This is a genomic window from uncultured Psychrobacter sp. (genome assembly GCF_947495825.1).
In the GTDB taxonomy this organism is placed as follows: domain Bacteria; phylum Pseudomonadota; class Gammaproteobacteria; order Pseudomonadales; family Moraxellaceae; genus Psychrobacter.
On record NZ_CANMAH010000013.1, the window covers coordinates 60,770 to 77,274 of the forward strand.

15 protein-coding genes are annotated in these 16,505 nt (G+C 40.1%); 8 read left to right on the forward strand and 7 right to left on the reverse strand.

Features of this window, described 5'->3' with window-relative positions; genetic code table 11:
* Window positions 1-110 precede the first annotated feature (110 nt).
* Window positions 111-1,217 carry a L,D-transpeptidase gene (locus Q0895_RS12555; RefSeq protein WP_299189479.1) on the forward strand — a complete coding sequence of 369 codons (1,107 nt, stop codon included), beginning with the start codon at window positions 111-113 and terminating at the stop codon, window positions 1,215-1,217.
* 224 nt (window positions 1,218-1,441) lie between these two features.
* Here Q0895_RS12555 and infA read toward each other — a convergent pair whose 3' ends face one another.
* The 7 genes from infA to dinB all read right to left on the reverse strand — a co-directional run bounded on the left by infA (window position 1,442) and on the right by dinB (window position 10,091).
* Window positions 1,442-1,663, reverse strand: a complete 222-nt coding sequence (gene infA, locus Q0895_RS12560) for a translation initiation factor IF-1 (protein ID WP_068036477.1) — start codon at window positions 1,661-1,663, stop codon at window positions 1,442-1,444.
* A 119-nt stretch (window positions 1,664-1,782) separates the two neighbouring features.
* Complete coding sequence (gene truA, locus Q0895_RS12565; protein ID WP_299189485.1) at window positions 1,783-2,628, reverse strand: tRNA pseudouridine(38-40) synthase TruA; 846 nt, start codon at window positions 2,626-2,628, stop codon at window positions 1,783-1,785.
* Between the two features lie 51 nt (window positions 2,629-2,679).
* Window positions 2,680-3,786, reverse strand: a complete 1,107-nt coding sequence (locus tag Q0895_RS12570) for an asparaginase (protein WP_299189486.1) — start codon at window positions 3,784-3,786, stop codon at window positions 2,680-2,682.
* Window positions 3,787-3,936: 150 nt separating this feature from the next.
* Window positions 3,937-5,637 carry a FimV/HubP family polar landmark protein gene (locus Q0895_RS12575; protein ID WP_299189488.1) on the reverse strand — a complete coding sequence of 567 codons (1,701 nt, stop codon included), beginning with the start codon at window positions 5,635-5,637 and terminating at the stop codon, window positions 3,937-3,939.
* A 58-nt stretch (window positions 5,638-5,695) separates the two neighbouring features.
* Window positions 5,696-7,573 carry a peptigoglycan-binding protein LysM gene (locus Q0895_RS12580; protein ID WP_299189490.1) on the reverse strand — a complete coding sequence of 626 codons (1,878 nt, stop codon included), beginning with the start codon at window positions 7,571-7,573 and terminating at the stop codon, window positions 5,696-5,698.
* A gap of 122 nt (window positions 7,574-7,695) precedes the next feature.
* Window positions 7,696-8,847 carry a tRNA preQ1(34) S-adenosylmethionine ribosyltransferase-isomerase QueA gene (gene queA, locus Q0895_RS12585; RefSeq protein WP_299189527.1) on the reverse strand — a complete coding sequence of 384 codons (1,152 nt, stop codon included), beginning with the start codon at window positions 8,845-8,847 and terminating at the stop codon, window positions 7,696-7,698.
* A 158-nt stretch (window positions 8,848-9,005) separates the two neighbouring features.
* Entirely contained in the window at window positions 9,006-10,091 is a 1,086-nt protein-coding gene (gene dinB, locus Q0895_RS12590; protein WP_299189493.1) for a DNA polymerase IV, read from the reverse strand.
* 540 nt (window positions 10,092-10,631) lie between these two features.
* On the opposite strand from dinB, the gene Q0895_RS12595 reads away from it, so the two are divergent.
* From Q0895_RS12595 to tssE, 7 genes are all read left to right on the forward strand, one after another.
* Window positions 10,632-10,877: a hypothetical protein gene (locus tag Q0895_RS12595; RefSeq protein ID WP_299189496.1), complete on the forward strand. Its 246-nt coding sequence runs from the start codon at window positions 10,632-10,634 to the stop codon at window positions 10,875-10,877.
* A gap of 1,178 nt (window positions 10,878-12,055) precedes the next feature.
* A complete protein-coding gene (locus Q0895_RS12600; RefSeq protein WP_299189498.1) occupies window positions 12,056-12,517 on the forward strand; it encodes a hypothetical protein in 462 nt (153 codons plus the stop codon).
* Between the two features lie 155 nt (window positions 12,518-12,672).
* Window positions 12,673-13,323 (forward strand): hypothetical protein, encoded by a 651-nt coding sequence (locus tag Q0895_RS12605; RefSeq protein ID WP_299189499.1) that lies wholly within the window; start codon window positions 12,673-12,675, stop codon window positions 13,321-13,323.
* Window positions 13,324-13,344: 21 nt separating this feature from the next.
* On the forward strand, window positions 13,345-13,857 hold the full coding sequence (gene tssB, locus Q0895_RS12610) for a type VI secretion system contractile sheath small subunit (protein WP_299189501.1): 513 nt from the start codon (window positions 13,345-13,347) through the stop codon (window positions 13,855-13,857).
* 3 nt (window positions 13,858-13,860) lie between these two features.
* Window positions 13,861-15,351: a type VI secretion system contractile sheath large subunit gene (gene tssC / locus Q0895_RS12615; RefSeq protein WP_299189503.1), complete on the forward strand. Its 1,491-nt coding sequence runs from the start codon at window positions 13,861-13,863 to the stop codon at window positions 15,349-15,351.
* A gap of 53 nt (window positions 15,352-15,404) precedes the next feature.
* Window positions 15,405-15,908, forward strand: coding sequence for a type VI secretion system tube protein Hcp (locus Q0895_RS12620; protein ID WP_299189505.1), 504 nt, complete (start codon window positions 15,405-15,407; stop codon window positions 15,906-15,908).
* A 100-nt stretch (window positions 15,909-16,008) separates the two neighbouring features.
* The gene (gene tssE, locus Q0895_RS12625) at window positions 16,009-16,500 is read left to right on the forward strand and encodes a type VI secretion system baseplate subunit TssE (RefSeq protein ID WP_299189507.1); all 492 of its coding nucleotides are present in this window, start codon (window positions 16,009-16,011) and stop codon (window positions 16,498-16,500) included.
* The last annotated feature ends 5 nt before the right edge of the window (window positions 16,501-16,505 follow it).

Consider the following 16,505-nt stretch of genomic DNA (forward strand, 5'->3'; position numbering starts at 1 on the left):
TAAAAATACTTATAGGAATAGATAATTATAACCTTGTTAGGCTTTTATCATGAGCGAAAAATACAACAATGCTCTTGATATGTTGATAATAAAAAGATGAGGAATAAAACATGCGTAAATCGAAAGTTTCAAGTATTGGGGCGTTAGGACTAACTATAGCGTTATTAATGAATCCAAGTTTTGCTGCTAATCCTAATGCTGGTGATAACAGTAAGTTTGTTAGTAATGATGTTAGTCCGGTTACCAATGGAGTCAGTCAAAAGCTTGCTGGAGATAGTGATACGGTGACTTCATTGAATAAGCTATTACCTACTATTAAGTATACGACAAATAACTTACCAAAGTTTGCTCAAAAGGTGAATAGCGATAGTTGGCAGAAAGGGGTAAAGGTAAATCGTAGCATGAGTACCAAGCTTCAAGCTTTACTGAACTGGAACCAAAGTAGTGTTGGGCCTGTAGATGGTTATTGGGGTAAGAACTCTCAAAAAGCCATGCAAGCGTTCCAAAAATCTCGTGGTTTAAAGGTGACGGATCATCTCAACGACGAGACATGGCAAGCATTAACTAGCAACAAAAAGCTTATGTCTCAGCCTGTATTGGTTAGCTATAAGCTAAATGATGCTGATGTGAATGTGAAAACCACTAGTATTCCTGCCGGTGCAGAAGCTAAAGCTAAGCTTGAAGGTATGTACTATGAAAGCGTCAGTGAAGCATTAGCAGAAAAGTTCCATATGAGTGAGAAGTATCTTAAAACTCTCAACCCGAATGCTAAGTTTGAGACTGGAGAAACCATCACTGTTTATAATCCAGGTAATCCAAACACCAAGCCTGTAAGCCGAGTAGTCGCTGATAGAGCGACTGAAACTTTATATGCTTATGATGAGCAAAATAACTTGGTCGCCAGTTATCCAACGACTGTCGGAAGCACAGAAACACCCTCACCATCAGGTACGCATAAGGTTGAAGTCAAAGTCCATAAACCTAACTACACTTATACTGGTAATGATGGCGATCAGTCGATTATTCCACCAGGGCCCAATAATCCGGTAGGTATAGTGTGGATAGGGCTGAGCAAGCCTACGTATGGCATTCACGGTTCACCGGATCCAGCACGTATTAGTAGACAAGCATCATCAGGATGTGTAAGGTTGACCAACTGGGATGCTTTAGCATTATTAGGTACGATCAAAGATGATGCAACAGTAGAGTTTAAGTAATCTCCAAACCCTAGGTAAAAAAATACCGCTCAAGATTGGCGGTATTTTTTTGGCAAAATTAAGTACGATTAGCTATAAAAGATAGCAAAAAACAGGCTATCATTTTTTATTATTATCGTAAAAACCATCCAGTATTACATAATAACCAGACAATTTACTCAATAACCTATTTAACGACTTAAAAGTAAATAGCAGGTATCTTAGATATAAGACACTATAAAAAACTAGTTTTTGCCACGGTAAGTAATGCGACCTTTGGTTAAATCATAAGGCGTCATCTCTACCTTAACTTTATCGCCCGTTAAAATACGAATATAATGCTTACGCATTTTCCCTGAGATATGAGCAATAATCTCGTGTCCGTTTTCTAAACGAACTTTAAACAACGTATTTGGAAGGGTGTCAATAACTTCACCTTCAAATTCAATAATATCGTCTTTAGCCATAGTTGGTATCTATCAATGAAAAATAAGCCGATATTATACGTAAGTTTCAATATTAAAGCAACAAATCATTGTTTTTGCTTGACAGTGAGCAAGTGTTATGTATGTCAGTTGACGATGTGTTATTCGGGTAAGTTAAGCCAAAGGGGAGTAAGCGGTGAGACTGGTAACAGCTGTTGGTAACGCTCAGGATAGTAGGCATTGATAAAGTACAGTCCGTCACCGGAGGCAGTGGGCGGGGCAATGGTACGGTCTTTTTTTGCCAAAATAGTTAAAAAGTCTGAAGGTTGTAGCTCATGTCTTCCAACAGCATGTATTGTACCCATCAAGTTACGTACCATATGATGCAAAAAGCCGTCAGCCTGTATGTCAAAAACGATAAACGCGCCATGTGTAAAAAGCTTTGCGTGGCTGACAGTACGTATAGGCTGGTTAGATTGACAAGCTGCAGCACGGTAACTGCTAAAATCATGAGTACCAGCAATATCAGCTGCCACAAGTTGCATCGCGGCCACATCTAAAGGTTCATGAATATGAGTTACTTGACGATTGAGTATGGCAGGACGCGCAGCCTGATTGAGCGTAATGTAACGATAACGACGTGCTATAGCACCAAAACGAGCATGAAAATCTGCTGGCATAGGTTGCACCCAGCGTAGCGCAATATCATCAGGCAGTAGACTATTAATACCGCGTAACCAATTATGGGTTGGACGGTAAGCACAAGTGACAAAATGCGCAATCATGTTGCCGGCGTGGACTCCGGCATCAGTGCGACCTGCTGCGATTACCTCAACAGCTTCGTTAGCGACAGTACTGATGGCTTTTTCTAATACTTCTTGTACTCCTATTACCTCTTTTTGACGTTGCCAGCCTCGATAATTGGTGCCCAAAAACTCGATAGCAATCGCCAAATTATAAGTAGGGGTGTCCTGTTTCTCAGCTTCCATTAATCTTTCAACTTCCATAATAGTCGTAGCGTTTAAAGTGAGCGCTTGTTTGTTGCTTGATGCTCACAGTTAGCGATTTTTGTTCAAACCTGTACCTGTCTGGTTGACAGTATATGTCCAGCGTTGTCGTCTGCGCGCAGGTGTATCATAACGTAGCAATAACCATAATAGCCGCGCGTAGATAGCAGGAATAGTTAAGCGTCCACCAGCGATAACATGATAATCATATTGCCAGCTACCAGCTGCATAACTGTCACTGACTCCGCCAAATGGACATTGGCTAGCACATACCACCATATGACCATGTTCATATGCACGTTTTAATGCACTCGCTAAACTCTCAGAGTAGGGAACATTGCCAGCACCAAAACCTAATAAAATAATACCGCATGGCGGCTCAGTCAACAGTGCCTCTAGTTGACTGCCCAAGATGTCAGGCGCATTGGGTAGACAGTATAGCGCATGTATGCTTGCTCGGTTGGCACGCGCTTGGATGTCATCAGTAGCCGTCATTTGGTCATCAAGCCAATGCTGACGTCGCGTGTCTGGCAGCTGTTTTACATAACTGTTGTTTGGGTAGCCAGCACGAATATGTCCAGTAAAAGCCATAAAGTCATGACTATGAATTTTTTGTACTGTTTGTGCAGGCCATGACTCGCCGCCAAAGCAAATTTTGACGCCAGACTCTCCAGCTGCTGCCAGACGTAGTGACTCACTAAGGTTGCTCCATGCATCGCTATTTACATCAACAGTGTAGGTTTGTAATACATCACTATCTAATAGTGGGCGCATACTACCCGTAATTGCCAAACATATATCACTACCTGCAAAAGCTTCTGCCAAAAATGCGCCAAGATAACTCAAAGTATCTGTACCTGTAATGAGTATAAATTGACGACTTCCTTTCTCATAGCTATCTAGTATTAGCTTATAAAAGTGTACAAAATCGTTTGAAGTTAGCTGACTACTATCTTTAATTAGCGTGTTATCTAACCATGAAAGCTCTGGCAAATAGTTAGTTTGGCTATAATTGGTGAGTAGCGTTTGTAAGGCTGGCAAAAAGATATTGGCATCTAGCGGAGCTAATGGACGTCCATAACTACCAAAGGTACCACCAGCATAAATGAGCTGAATAGCGTTGGATGATCGATTTGTCGAGGTCGAAGGTAATGACATGAATTTACCATACTAGGAGTGAGTGAAAAGAATAAAATAGGGTTAATATAAATGATAAACCGCAAAATAGAAACAAGCATCCTATTTTCATAAGATGCTTGTTGATAAACTCTCTTTGTTCAAGACACTGTAGAGTACTGTATCCTTATATCAAGCAGTACGTGCTAGCAACTCTCTTGCTTGATTTTGTTGCTCGCTATTACCGTGAGTGACGACTTCATTGAGTAGGCGTTTGGCACTATCGTATTCACCCAGTTGCAAATACTGACCTGCTAAGTCTAATGTGACTTGATTGCTGTCCAAGGTCTGAACAAAATCGAAATCTGTTGCAAACTGTGCAGCAAAATCAGTATCGGAAGCGGCAAGTGCCGTATCGTTTTGAATATCTACAGTGTGGTCATCGGTGAAGTTGATATCATTTTCATTCTCTACTGGTGTATCAGCAGTAGGTAAAGTTGCAACTTCATCGAAATCAAATTCGTCATCTATTGATAGAGTATGGTCAACATTCTCATCAGTACTGTCGTCAATCACTTCATGAGTCGCTGCTAGTTCTAGTTGTGTGTCCTCGTTTACAACTGGCTCATCGTCACTGCCTGTTGTCTCAAGTCCAGCAAAACTATCTACAGCATCGTTTCTTGATACTTGCTCATTCTCATTAAGGTTTTCTTGAATGTCTAATGAGTTTGTAACAAGTGGGCTGTCTTCAACTACCAAGCTATCTTCAACTACCAAGTCGTCTGTAACCGTCAAGCTGTCTTCATCTTCTAGTAGTAACCCAAAATCATCGTTAGTAGTCTGAGTATTGTCTTCTTGATTAGTAGTGTCTGTCTCATTAGCGGTATCTGTCTCTTTAACTAAATCATCAAAGTCTAAAACAAATTCATCATCTGAGCTGATATCTTGTAACTGGCTGTCTTGCGCTTGAGCATCATCAAAGTTTAACTCTGATGAACGGCTATCATCTGTCATCAAGTCAAAATCAAGCATGAAGTCATCGTCAACGTTTGCGTTTTGACTTCTATCAGCGTCGTCTATAGTAACAGGCTGAGTACTTGTTTTTTCGTCGCTTGCCTCTTCGGTTATATCAAAGGTACTAACATCATTGTCATCTACTGTAGTCTCATAGCTATTAGCGTTTAGATCGTTGGTTTCTACATTAGTACTTTCTAAATCAGCTAACGTAAGGTCAAAATTGTCATCAGAGCTATAATCAGTGTCAGAGACCTTTGGTTGCGAAGACAAAGCTTCACTAAATGCTTCGGTATTATCTAAACTGTCTTTATTCGTATTTGACTCAACATCCATAACGGTCTGTGAGGTAGATAGGTCAAAATCGATACCTTCAAATGCAGCTTCATTATCAGACTCAGGCTTCACCGGTTGATTTTGCGTTTGTTCTTGGTCTAATAAAGCTTTGAGTTTGTCCGCATTGTCTATAGCGACTGCATCACCAGACAATTTAATCGCGTTATAAGTTTGATTAAAGTCATCACGCTGATTGAGCGTAGCATGGATATTTAATAGCTTGAGTAATAACTCAGAATCTTGAGGTTTTTCAGTTAAACCTCGTTCAAGGGTTTCAATAGCCTTATCATAACGCTGCTGATCTATAAAACGTTGTGCAACAGTTAATGGATCAAACTTGGTCGCGTTTTGCTGAACAGGGGTTTGTTTTGAATCTATAGATGCCGTCTTTGGCTTCGATGTCGATGCATGAGCATCTACATTTTTATTGGTTTTATCCAAGTGTTGTGTGGTCGGTTGTTTGGCCTTATTTTTGCGTAGCACAAGCACCGCTACTAATAAAATCACTACCAGACCTACAATGATATACAGCATATTATCCATAAATACTCCTAAGCCTACGAGCCTTGTTTACAGCATTTTATGCTGAGCAGACAGGCAATTATTGATTGCGTAATTTTTTGAGACGAGCTTCAAGCTCAGCCAGTTTTTGGTTTTGTAGTTGTAGTTTTTTGGCATAGCTACCAAGGGTACTGTTGGTCGCTGCTACCCGCTTAGCCTGCTCGGCGGTCCGTTGACGTGCCGATTTTAGTGTGGCTAGAATATCTGTGCTCAAACCATTGCCAGTTGCTGCCGCAGCTTTGGTTTGAGTGCCATCAGCGCTACCATCGCGACCAGGCGCAACGACAGAAAAACGTGCTTTTGGCAGGGTTTTAGGAGCGACTTGTGAAGGCTTGCTTGAATGTTTAGATGTTGCTTTTGTTTTAGAAGATGTGTCTGTAGACGCTGTTAATTCTTTGTCACCAGTCGAGTCTGCAGCTGTCGTCTTTTTTCTCTCTACATTCTTTTTTCTCTCAATGTCCTTCTTTTTAGCCCGGCTGACTTGTATGTAATGTTGTCTTTGAGCTGCGATAGCGGTTTGTAGGCTTTGCTGTGAAGGCACAATGTCATAACTGGGTAAGCTCAGCTCAGCGTTGGCTTTTAGCAAGTCAGCATCCTTTGCAATAAAAGCATCAGGGTTTTGCGCCTTTATTTGTCTCATTACCGTTGATACATCAAGATTATTTTGCTGTGCAATCTGCTGAGAGATAATCCAAAGGTTGTCATTGCGTTGTACGGTATAGCTTGTCATGGCTGTACTTTTACTGTCTGACATAGAGGCTGTGGCTGCCATATAAGTACCGGTGTTTGAAGAAGCGGTAGCAGAGGGCAGTGGTGCATTGGACGAAGTACGTTTCGCCTCGATATCTTTTGTAAAAAGGATAGGCGGATTTGCGCTATTCTTTAGATTTGTTTTTAGCTGTATTTGACGAGTCACTTGAATATTTAAGATGTCAGCTTGTTTATTGATATTAGTAGCAGTTCCAACAGAGCCAACCGCAGTAACCTTTCCGGACATACTACTATCTGGTGCACTATTTTTTTGCGTATTATCGTTAGCAGCCAAACTTGTATTAGAAGTAGCGGTATTTTCTAACTCTAAAGGACTTTTTGGATCACTGATATTTGTTGAGACTGCTTGTCTGGTCTGTTTGACGTGAGTATTATTCGCTGTTGGATTAATATTGCTTAAAGTACTGTCATCTAAATCGTTATTAGATAAACTTGCTGTTGTCACTCTTGATGCGCTCGCAAGTGAAGCATTTGAAGTCTGAGATGCTATTAAAGGTGTGAGATCGGCTTGGCCTGTCACCGCTGGTGCATTGATATTAGCTGTTTGACGCAAAACAACTTTTGGCAATTTCTGCATTGATGCTGACGCTTGTGTGTTTGGTGCCATAAACAGTGGCGGCGGTGCACCGCGTCTCACTGTTAGAGGTTTAGCATGAGAGTCTGACACTACTGGTAAATTCGGTTTTGGCGCTTTTGATACGACTCGTTTGGACTGTTTAATTGGTACGTTATTATTACCAAGAGGCATCAGTAGAGTCTTAGGGATGACATTGCGTTGTCCACTATCATTTATTGCTAGTACGACATCTGCAAATGGCATTGATACAGGCTGTGATGTCTGAATAAGTAATTGACCAGCGGTGGCAGAAGTCGGTATAAACTGCACAGACATGGATGCTGTAGGGGTCAGTCCCATTTGCTGATAGATCATAGGATTGGCAATACTGGCTGCAAAATCTTTAGCATCAATGTCGGTGACCGTAATACTTGCAGTCAAAGGTTCATGCTGAGCTGAGGTAATGTTTGTTTTACCAATGGTGGCTGCTTGAGCAACAGGTAACCACACAATAGAGCTCACAGAACAAAGGAGTGCTACTGACACCGCGTGATGAATATTGTTCAATCGATGAGGTAAATGCCAAGACATGCGCAGCCCTTTTTATTATGACTTATTGATAAGTGACTTACGAAAATAGCCCAGTACAACAATATTTACAGTGAAGTATTGGACATTCGTATTGCGTCAATTAAATGATGCTCAAACTCTCGTTAACGTACTTTTCTATCTAATAACATCGCATCCCCATAACTAAAAAAGCGATATCGATGGCTAATTGCATGCTGATAAGCTTGTTCAATAGCAGCTTTACCTGAAAATGCTGATACAAGCATTAACAAGGTAGATTTGGGTAGATGAAAATTGGTTAGTAGACGATCAATCACGCCAAATTTAAAGCCAGGATAAATAAATATATCCGTATCGCCTGACCATGCAGCAATAATTTGCCCATCGTTTGCCGTTTTTTGATAAGCCGTCTCAAGAACACGTGCAACAGTCGTGCCAACAGCAATTACTTTTTTACCTTTTGCATGGGTTTGATTGATTAGGTCTGCGGTCGTTTGTGGTAAATGAGCATATTCACTATGCATAGTATGATTGAGTAGGTTGTCTGTCTTAACGGGTGCAAAAGTACCTGCACCGACGTGTAAAGTGACAAACGCGGTATTAATCCCTTTGTTAGTCAAAGCTAAGAGAGTGGTTTCGTCGAAATGTAAGCTAGCTGTGGGCGCGGCAACGCTGGCCAGTTTGGCTGGATCATGAAATACCGTCTGATAGCGAGTATTGTCAGTTGCATCAGCATGACGCTCAAAATAAGGAGGAATTGGCAGCTCACCATAGATTTCTAAATCAGGAAGAATAGGCGCATCAAACGCCAACACAAATAAGTTGTCCTGACGACCGATCATCTCACAGCTCATATTGTCGTCAGCTAACCATAAGCGTTGTCCAATTTTTGGCGCTTTACTGGATTTTACATGACACAGTGCGATATTTTGGCGTGTGGCTAATGATTCATTGTTGATATTTATATCTGTTAGTTCCGCGCCTTCTACCAGACGTTCGATCAATACTTCAACGCGCCCTCCAGTATCTTTTTTGCCAAACAGCCGCGCTTTCATTACTTTAGTATCGTTAAAGACGATAAGATCGCCCTCGTCAAGTAACGATGGTAATGCGGTAAATAAATGGTCTTGAGGCGTTGCTTGTTCTGATTGATCTATAGCGGGTACATAAAGCAGCTTGGAATCTGAGCGCTTAGCTAACGGATAGCGAGCAATTAGCTCGTCTGGTAATTCATAATCGTAATCGGCTACGCTCAGATAAGTCAGTGAGCTATCATCGTGTTTAGTATCATTCATATCGGTATCGTTATCTACATTAGGAGTGGTGGTTTTGATGTTTAAGTTGGTCATAATGAGTCATACAGGCAGGTAAAATTTTGGCATTAGTTTAGCAGAAACGGGATAATAGCGGAAAAAGTTCCAAATATAGTCGGATCAGTATAAAAAAGACACGATTAATCGAATAAGGTAAGCTGCGGTAGGGGTCGTGTTGCAGAGGCTAGAGACGAGTAGGTGACGCCCACGAGCCTAATAGGTAGGACGCGAGGTATGTCTAAAAATAACTTATCTAGCCAATAATGCGCAGACTCTGCACTTACAAAAGCCGTAGATAGCGTATGTGAGCGCGTTATTTGTGTAAAATCAGCATATTTTATCTTGAGCGTAATTGTATAAGCGATAAGCTGCTTACTTTCCATTTGCCTAAACGCATCGGCATTTTGCTCATATATTTGTGAACGTAATAGGTCGTTGTCATTTAGGTTGTCTCTAAAAGTCGTTTCTGAGCCGACTGACTTATGATGACGCTCAGACTTTACCAGTCGCTCATCACGACCATGCGCAATATCATGATAAAACTGTCCACGTTTGCCAAATTCATTGATCAATCTAACTGCAGGTATTTGACGCAGCTCCGCACCGTTAGTCACTTCCATAGCATGCAAGCGTTTGGCTGTAGCCTTACCAATACCATGGAAGCGCTCTATAGGCAGGGTACTAATAAAGGCTGCTGCATCATCAGGAGTGATAATAGCGGTACCATTGGGTTTATTCATATCAGAGGCAATCTTTGCTAGCATTTTATTAAATGAAACACCTGCTGAAGCGGTTAGTCCTGTCTGCTCTAATATCTGTGCTCGTAACCAGTTAGCCATCAGTGTAGCTGAGCCTTTGTGCACTTGAAGTCCTGTAACGTCAAGATAAGCTTCGTCCAAAGATAGCGGCTCAACATGCGGCGTCAGACTATACATAATGGTACGAATTTGGCTGCTAATCGCTCTATAAACATCAAATCTTGGTCGTACAAATATCACATCTGGACAACGCTTGCGAGCCTCGTAGCAAGACATTGCAGAGCGTACACCAAATCTACGTACTTCATAACTAGCAGCAGCGACCACGCCGCGACCGTTTGGATCTCCACCAACGACTAAAGGTTTACCACGATATTGAGGAAAATCTCGTTGTTCGACGCTGGCATAAAAAGCGTCCATATCGAGATGAATAATCTTACGGGAGGTAGGTGTGATAGAAGCTGTCATAGATTCTATTTTACCTGAAATTGTAGGTTCTTTGAGTAATAGTTGTTGAACACAAAAGGTAATTAAAGTGGTTTGAAATCGGATACGAACCAGTTGCCCTATGATAGCTTTAAAGTAGATTATCTAACATGGCAGGCTAATAAACGCGTTTTTGAATATATGACCATTCATTAGTCTTGATGAAATTCATTTAACCATAAAAGCTGTATTTATTTGATTGATTTTACCACTTAAGTTTACATTCGTACCACTTATAACAATGAAAAAATAAGTAGTAGCCGTTAGTACTGTTGGTTTGCTAAGTTAAGTCAAGATTGTTCAGAGCCATATCTTTAAATAGACAATCTAAAACTATATTATTTAATTTTACTAAATAATGCAGATGGAATTTTAACAAATATAATGGGGTTGTCATTTAAAAAATGGTAACGCTATAAATACTCAATTATGTTTTTAATAATAAAAGGCGCAAATTTTACATTACTATAATGTAACAAATATTTTAAATTTTCAAAAAAACTAATGACTAAGGAGTTTACAATGAATAATCAATTGAAAGGCAGTGACCTCACGCGAGCAATGTTAAAAAACGGCGAACAAAATATATGGTGTGCGGTCGATGACGAGAGTGATGAGCGCGCTATTACAGACCATGAAAACAACGACTTTACTGCTCGTATTGTATGCTTTGTAGATGGTAAATTTATCTGTACGAGCGGAGCACCATGGACATATGCTGTACCCATTAAGATAGTTGCAATCACGCAAGAAGATGCTGGGTTATAAATATCAGCTCTAATTGATATAAAAAAGGATAATTGAGATGATTATTAAAGGTATGAGTTGGTACTGATAAGGTTCATACTAGAAAAGAAACAGACGTAAGAAAACTAATTAATAAAAAATAAAACTTGAAAATATATAATCTATATACAGTTGAGTAAGCTGTATCTTATAGGGAGTTTTAATACTCCAATTACGTCACTAAATTATCCTTTAGCTTTTAGCTTTATCGAGCTAATCAACAGAGCTTTATCCCTATCTAAAAATATAGTCCTAATAGTTAACAATCATAGAAGTGGTATCTACAAAAAACTATCATTATATAAGATAACGCTAACTTTACTGCTTTTATAATGTTTTCAATCAAAGAATATAACGTTACTGCTATGTACCTGCTTTTAGCACTTAAGCAATTGGTATAGTTAATCAACTATACCAAAAATTCTTATACCCAATTTTCAATATATAGTCAATTGAGTTGATAATTAAAAGTACATAATTCTCGAGCTTCTTGTCTCTAAAAACCTTATATAGTCGATTCTCTCTGAAAATGGCATAGCGCTACTGGTATAAATTTTACTTGCGTGCTGTTACCACAGAGGCTGTGCAAAATTCATCCCAGTAGCGCGCTTAAATTTATAACAATTTTATTTTGAACTGACTATACCTACCTCGTTTCTCACTTGTTGTAGACAACTCAATATGTCTTGAAAAAAAATTTAATATTTTTCTGATTATGAAGAAGATATAGCGACTTATTTAGCGCATCTTAGTTCTATTTCACGATTTATATTATAAATGAACAAACGTTCAAATTATTTCTGTACAGAACGAACATTAGTAAACTATATTATCACGTTAAACTATTCCTTACCCTAATATATGCATTATGAAGCAGAAAATATTTGCGCTTTATATAAGTATTGACGGTTGTTATGCAAGATGAGCGGTAAATTAAGCTTCTAATGAAGTATTTATAGAAATATGCTACAAAGCAGTAAATTTTTAAATTTAAATTTACAAACAAATATTTATTAATAATATCTTACTTATTATTGAAATATTGTCAAGTATCTGTATAATCGCCTTGTAAACTAGTTATTATTTGTTTACTTTTATCCTAGTCTTAGTAAATTATTGTGCTGCTTTTACTATTATAAACTTTTGAAGATACTGTCCTTATGAACCATATTCATCGTATTGAGCTTACCAGTTCAAAATTGCTATCTATAGTTATGAGTGTTTCTGTCGTGCTTGCAGGTTGTAGTGCCGATGTCAAAAGTAGTAAACACAACATAAGTCAGCCAACAATTAAGCAGTTGAGCAGTTCTTCGCTCGTTTACTTGACTGACGCTACTGAGGCTAAAGACATCAATGAAAGCAGCATAGAAACGTGGATGGCTATAGCTAAAAGTAACTATGAGTCAAAGAACTACTCACGAGCATTAAGAGCAGCTAATGAAGCGCTCAGTATCGACAATCAGATTGTCGAGGCTCGTCAGATTGCGATGCTATCGTCCGTTAAGGTCATGCAAAGTAATATTGACGCTTACCACGACAACGCGTTGATGAATAGTCATGATAAGGCTACGTTTAAAGAAACACTAACCAGTATGACGACTTTAATTAATACCTCTGATTAAGTTTTCCTTTAATTACACAACTTTTGAGTAAATAGAGATATCAATCTAATACTAGTAATAGCGAGCACCGACTTACAATGACCATCAAAAGTAATATAAAAGTCAGTATTAAGCTCAAGGCTATCCTAGCGGGCCTAATTATCATGGGGTCAGTTATGGAAACAGCACATAGTGAGCTTGTCATACAAGAAAAAGATCCAGGTTCAAGCATTATTAATCAATACGCTAAGCTTAAAAATGCTGATGCAAGATCACCGCAGCTACATCGATTAGTTTCAGACTTAAATCAAAGACTGTCAGCCAATCCAGATGATTCTTTGGCATGGGAGATTTTGGCACAGATTTATTATAGTAATGGCTATCATGCTGATGCTGTCTATGCAGCAAGCGAGTCGATTGAGTTGGGTCATAGCACCTCCAAGCTCAAGAATATACTACTAAATAGCAGTGCTATCGTTTCCAAAAAACAGCTGCAATCAGACTACTTAACTGATGAGGTTGATGCAGATTTTTTAAAAGAATATCAATACTCCCTTAGCAAGATATATGGGGATATCTACGGTTTTAACTACGATGAATCTTTACCAAAACCGCCAGCACCTGTCATTAAGCCTAGAGCGGTAAAAAATAAGACTAAAGCAAGAAATAAGCGCCGTACATCCGTCAAGAAAAAAGCTGCCCCTGCTAAAAGGAAAGTAGCAGTAAAGCAAAGGCGTGCTCCTGCCATACCGATTAAAAAGCGATCTACCCCTAAAAATAATACCCCTGTATCTACTGATCCATTCAAAAATGTACGTTCAAATTAGCAATTGCTGAGGTAATTTATTATGGCAAAGCAAGACAGTGTGCAAAAAAAACTCGCAAAAGTACGTGCTCCTCGAGTGCACCTTACTTATGACGTCGAAGTTGGTGATTCGATCGAAACTAAGGAAATTCCCTTTGTCGTTGGTGTACTGGGAGAATTTTCAGGCGACTCTAAGCTTGAGCAACCACGTTTTAAAGATAAAAAGTTCGTAGAAGTGGATTTGGATACTTTCGACGAGGTGATGTCAGGACTGGCCCCACGCGCAACCTTTAGAGTTAGCAATGATCTGAGCGATAAGGGTGGCGAATTTGCAGTTGATTTAGCATTTAATAGTATCGACGACTTTCGTCCGGAGTCTGTTGCTAATCAAATTGAGCCATTAAAACAGTTGGTACAAGCGCGAGATCGATTGGCAGATTTACGCAATAAGATTTCGGCTAATGAAAAGCTTGAAGATTTACTGGACGATGTGCTCAAAAATACTGAGCAAGTCAAAAAAATGGCAGAACAAAATCAAACTGACGGTGAGGATTAATTGATGAGTGCTCAAGTCCAGCAGAATATAGTAACCGATTCATTGAATAATGAAAGCTACGACTTACTCGAAGAAATCGTCAATAAAAGTAACGTTGCCAAGTCCGACGATGAGAAGAACCGCGCGAAGTCACAAATAGCAGAGCTGGCCAATGAAGTCATGCAAGGTACGGTGACATTATCAGATAATCTATCGGCATCGATTGATGCACGTATTGCGCAGATTGATGCGCTAATCTCTAAGCAGTTGACTACGGTCCTGCATGCTCCTGAGTTTCAGAAGCTGGAATCTAGCTGGCGCGGCCTACACTACCTATGTAGCCAAACGCCATCAGAATCCATGCTTAAGATACGCATGATGAACACCACTAAGCGCGAGCTTACCAAAGACTTTCAGTCTTCGATAGATTTTGATCAAAGCACATTGTTCAAAAAGATATATGAAGAAGAGTTCGGTAGTTTCGGTGGCGAGCCATATGCTGCAATCGTTGGTGACTTTGAATTTACCCGCCAAAACTCTGATATGTATCTGCTTGAGCAATTGTCTCATGTAGCCGCAGCTTCTCATGCACCCTTCATATCAGCAGCATCTGCTGAGATGTTTGGGCTTGACTCCTTCACTGACATCAGTCGTCCAAGGGATTTGTCTAAGATATTTGAAACGGCAGAATACATACGCTGGCGTGCTTTTAGACAGTCAGAAGATGCTCGCTATGTGGCACTTACGGTGCCTAGATTCTTAGGACGCCTACCTTATGATCCAAAAGAGGGAACAGTGGTTGAAGGTTTTAATTTCACAGAAGAAGTTTCAGGCAATGATCATAGCGATTATCTATGGGTGAACGCCGCCTACGCATTTGCGTCACGTCTAACATCTGCGTTTTCGGATTATCGCTGGTGTGCAGCTGTCCGCGGTGTTGAAGGAGGCGGCTTAGTTGAAGGTTTACCTGTTCACACTTTTAAAACTGATGATGGTGATTTGGCACTCAAATGTCCAACCGAGATATCTATCACTGATCGCCGTGAAAAAGAGCTTAGCGATTTAGGATTTATTCCACTAGTCCATTGCAAAAACACCAATTATGCGGCCTTTTTTGGCGCGCAATCAGTACAAAAAGCCAAAACTTACCAAAACGATGATGCTAATGCTAATGCTGTGTTATCGACCCAACTACAATACATCATGGCAGTGTCACGTATTGCCCATTACCTAAAAGCGATGATGCGCGATAAGGTGGGTAGTTTTTTATCGCCTGGTAATGTTGAGTCGTTTTTGAACGACTGGATTTCTCGTTATGTCTTGCTAGATGACGGAGCCTCTCAAGAAGCAAAAGCTCAGTATCCGCTGCGCGAAGCTTCTGTACAAGTTGTAGAAATACCAGGTAAGCCTGGCGTCTACAAGTCAGTGGTCTTTTTGAGACCACACTTTCAGCTTGATGAATTGTCTGTTTCTTTGCGTTTGGTCACTCAACTGCCGCAATCTAGCAACAGTTAACTGTTCATTAAAATCCAACGTTAAATTAAACTTCTCAAAACAAGGTATGTGATATGAAAGATATTTATATTCAGTTCCGTGGTAAATACAAGATTGACGGCGAGTCTCGTGATAGCGAGCACAAAGGTTGGCTTGAAGTAAACACCTGGGATCATCTGATTCGTCAACCAAAATCAGCGACAGCAAGTAGCGTTGGTGGCCACACCTCTGAGCGCTGTGAACATGCTGATATGACGTTTATGAAAGATTTGGACTCTACTAGCCCTAAGCTATGGGAAGCTTGTTCTGCTGGTTATACTTTTGATGAAATTCAAATTGATTTCTATCGTGCCAACGGTGATAAGCGTGTTAAATATCTTGAAGTGAAGCTTAAGCATGCGCTTATCGCTAGTGTTGAGCCTACTGTCCGCTCTGAAGGTGTACCTATCGAAAAAGTCGGTATCAAGTATGCAGCGGTTGAGTGGACTTACACGCAGCAAGATATTGATGGTAGTGCCAAAGGGGCGGTGACTAAGAAGTGGTCGCTGGCTAATAATACTGCCACGTACACCGCTTAAGATCGGTAGTCTGACGTGTTACGTATGTATTGAGATTAAAGAGAAAGGTTTATATTTAGGCCTTTCTTTTTTATTTTCTAAGATAGGAATGATTATATCAATGAATTACGCTGCCAAAGCCTCCCATAAAGAAGTCGGGTTTCGTCCGAACTTATTTGAGCAGTTATTTGATGACCAGCCTCGTCAATTAGCGCATGAGCTTGTTGGGCGTCGTCTAAATATCGAGGAGTTAAAATCTTCGGTTGCACAGGACTTGGAGTCTTTATTGAACACGCGCTGTGTAGTGTCCGAGAAGCTACAAAAATATAAGCATGTGCGCTCATCTATTTTGAATTTTGGAATACTAGACTTTGTCGGGCTAAGTAGTGCCAATCCAGCGGACTGCGATTATATTTGTCGTCAAATAGCACAAACAGTGGAGCAACAAGACACCCGTTTAAAGAACGTTAGAGTTTCACTAGATATTGGTGCTGTCGATGTTAATCAGCTTTGTTTTTCTATTGAAGCCTTACTGAAAGTTTACCCAGCACAGGAGCTGGTGAGTTTCGATGCGTTCTTTGAGCCAAGCTCTCAACGTTACTTAATAAAATAAACTAT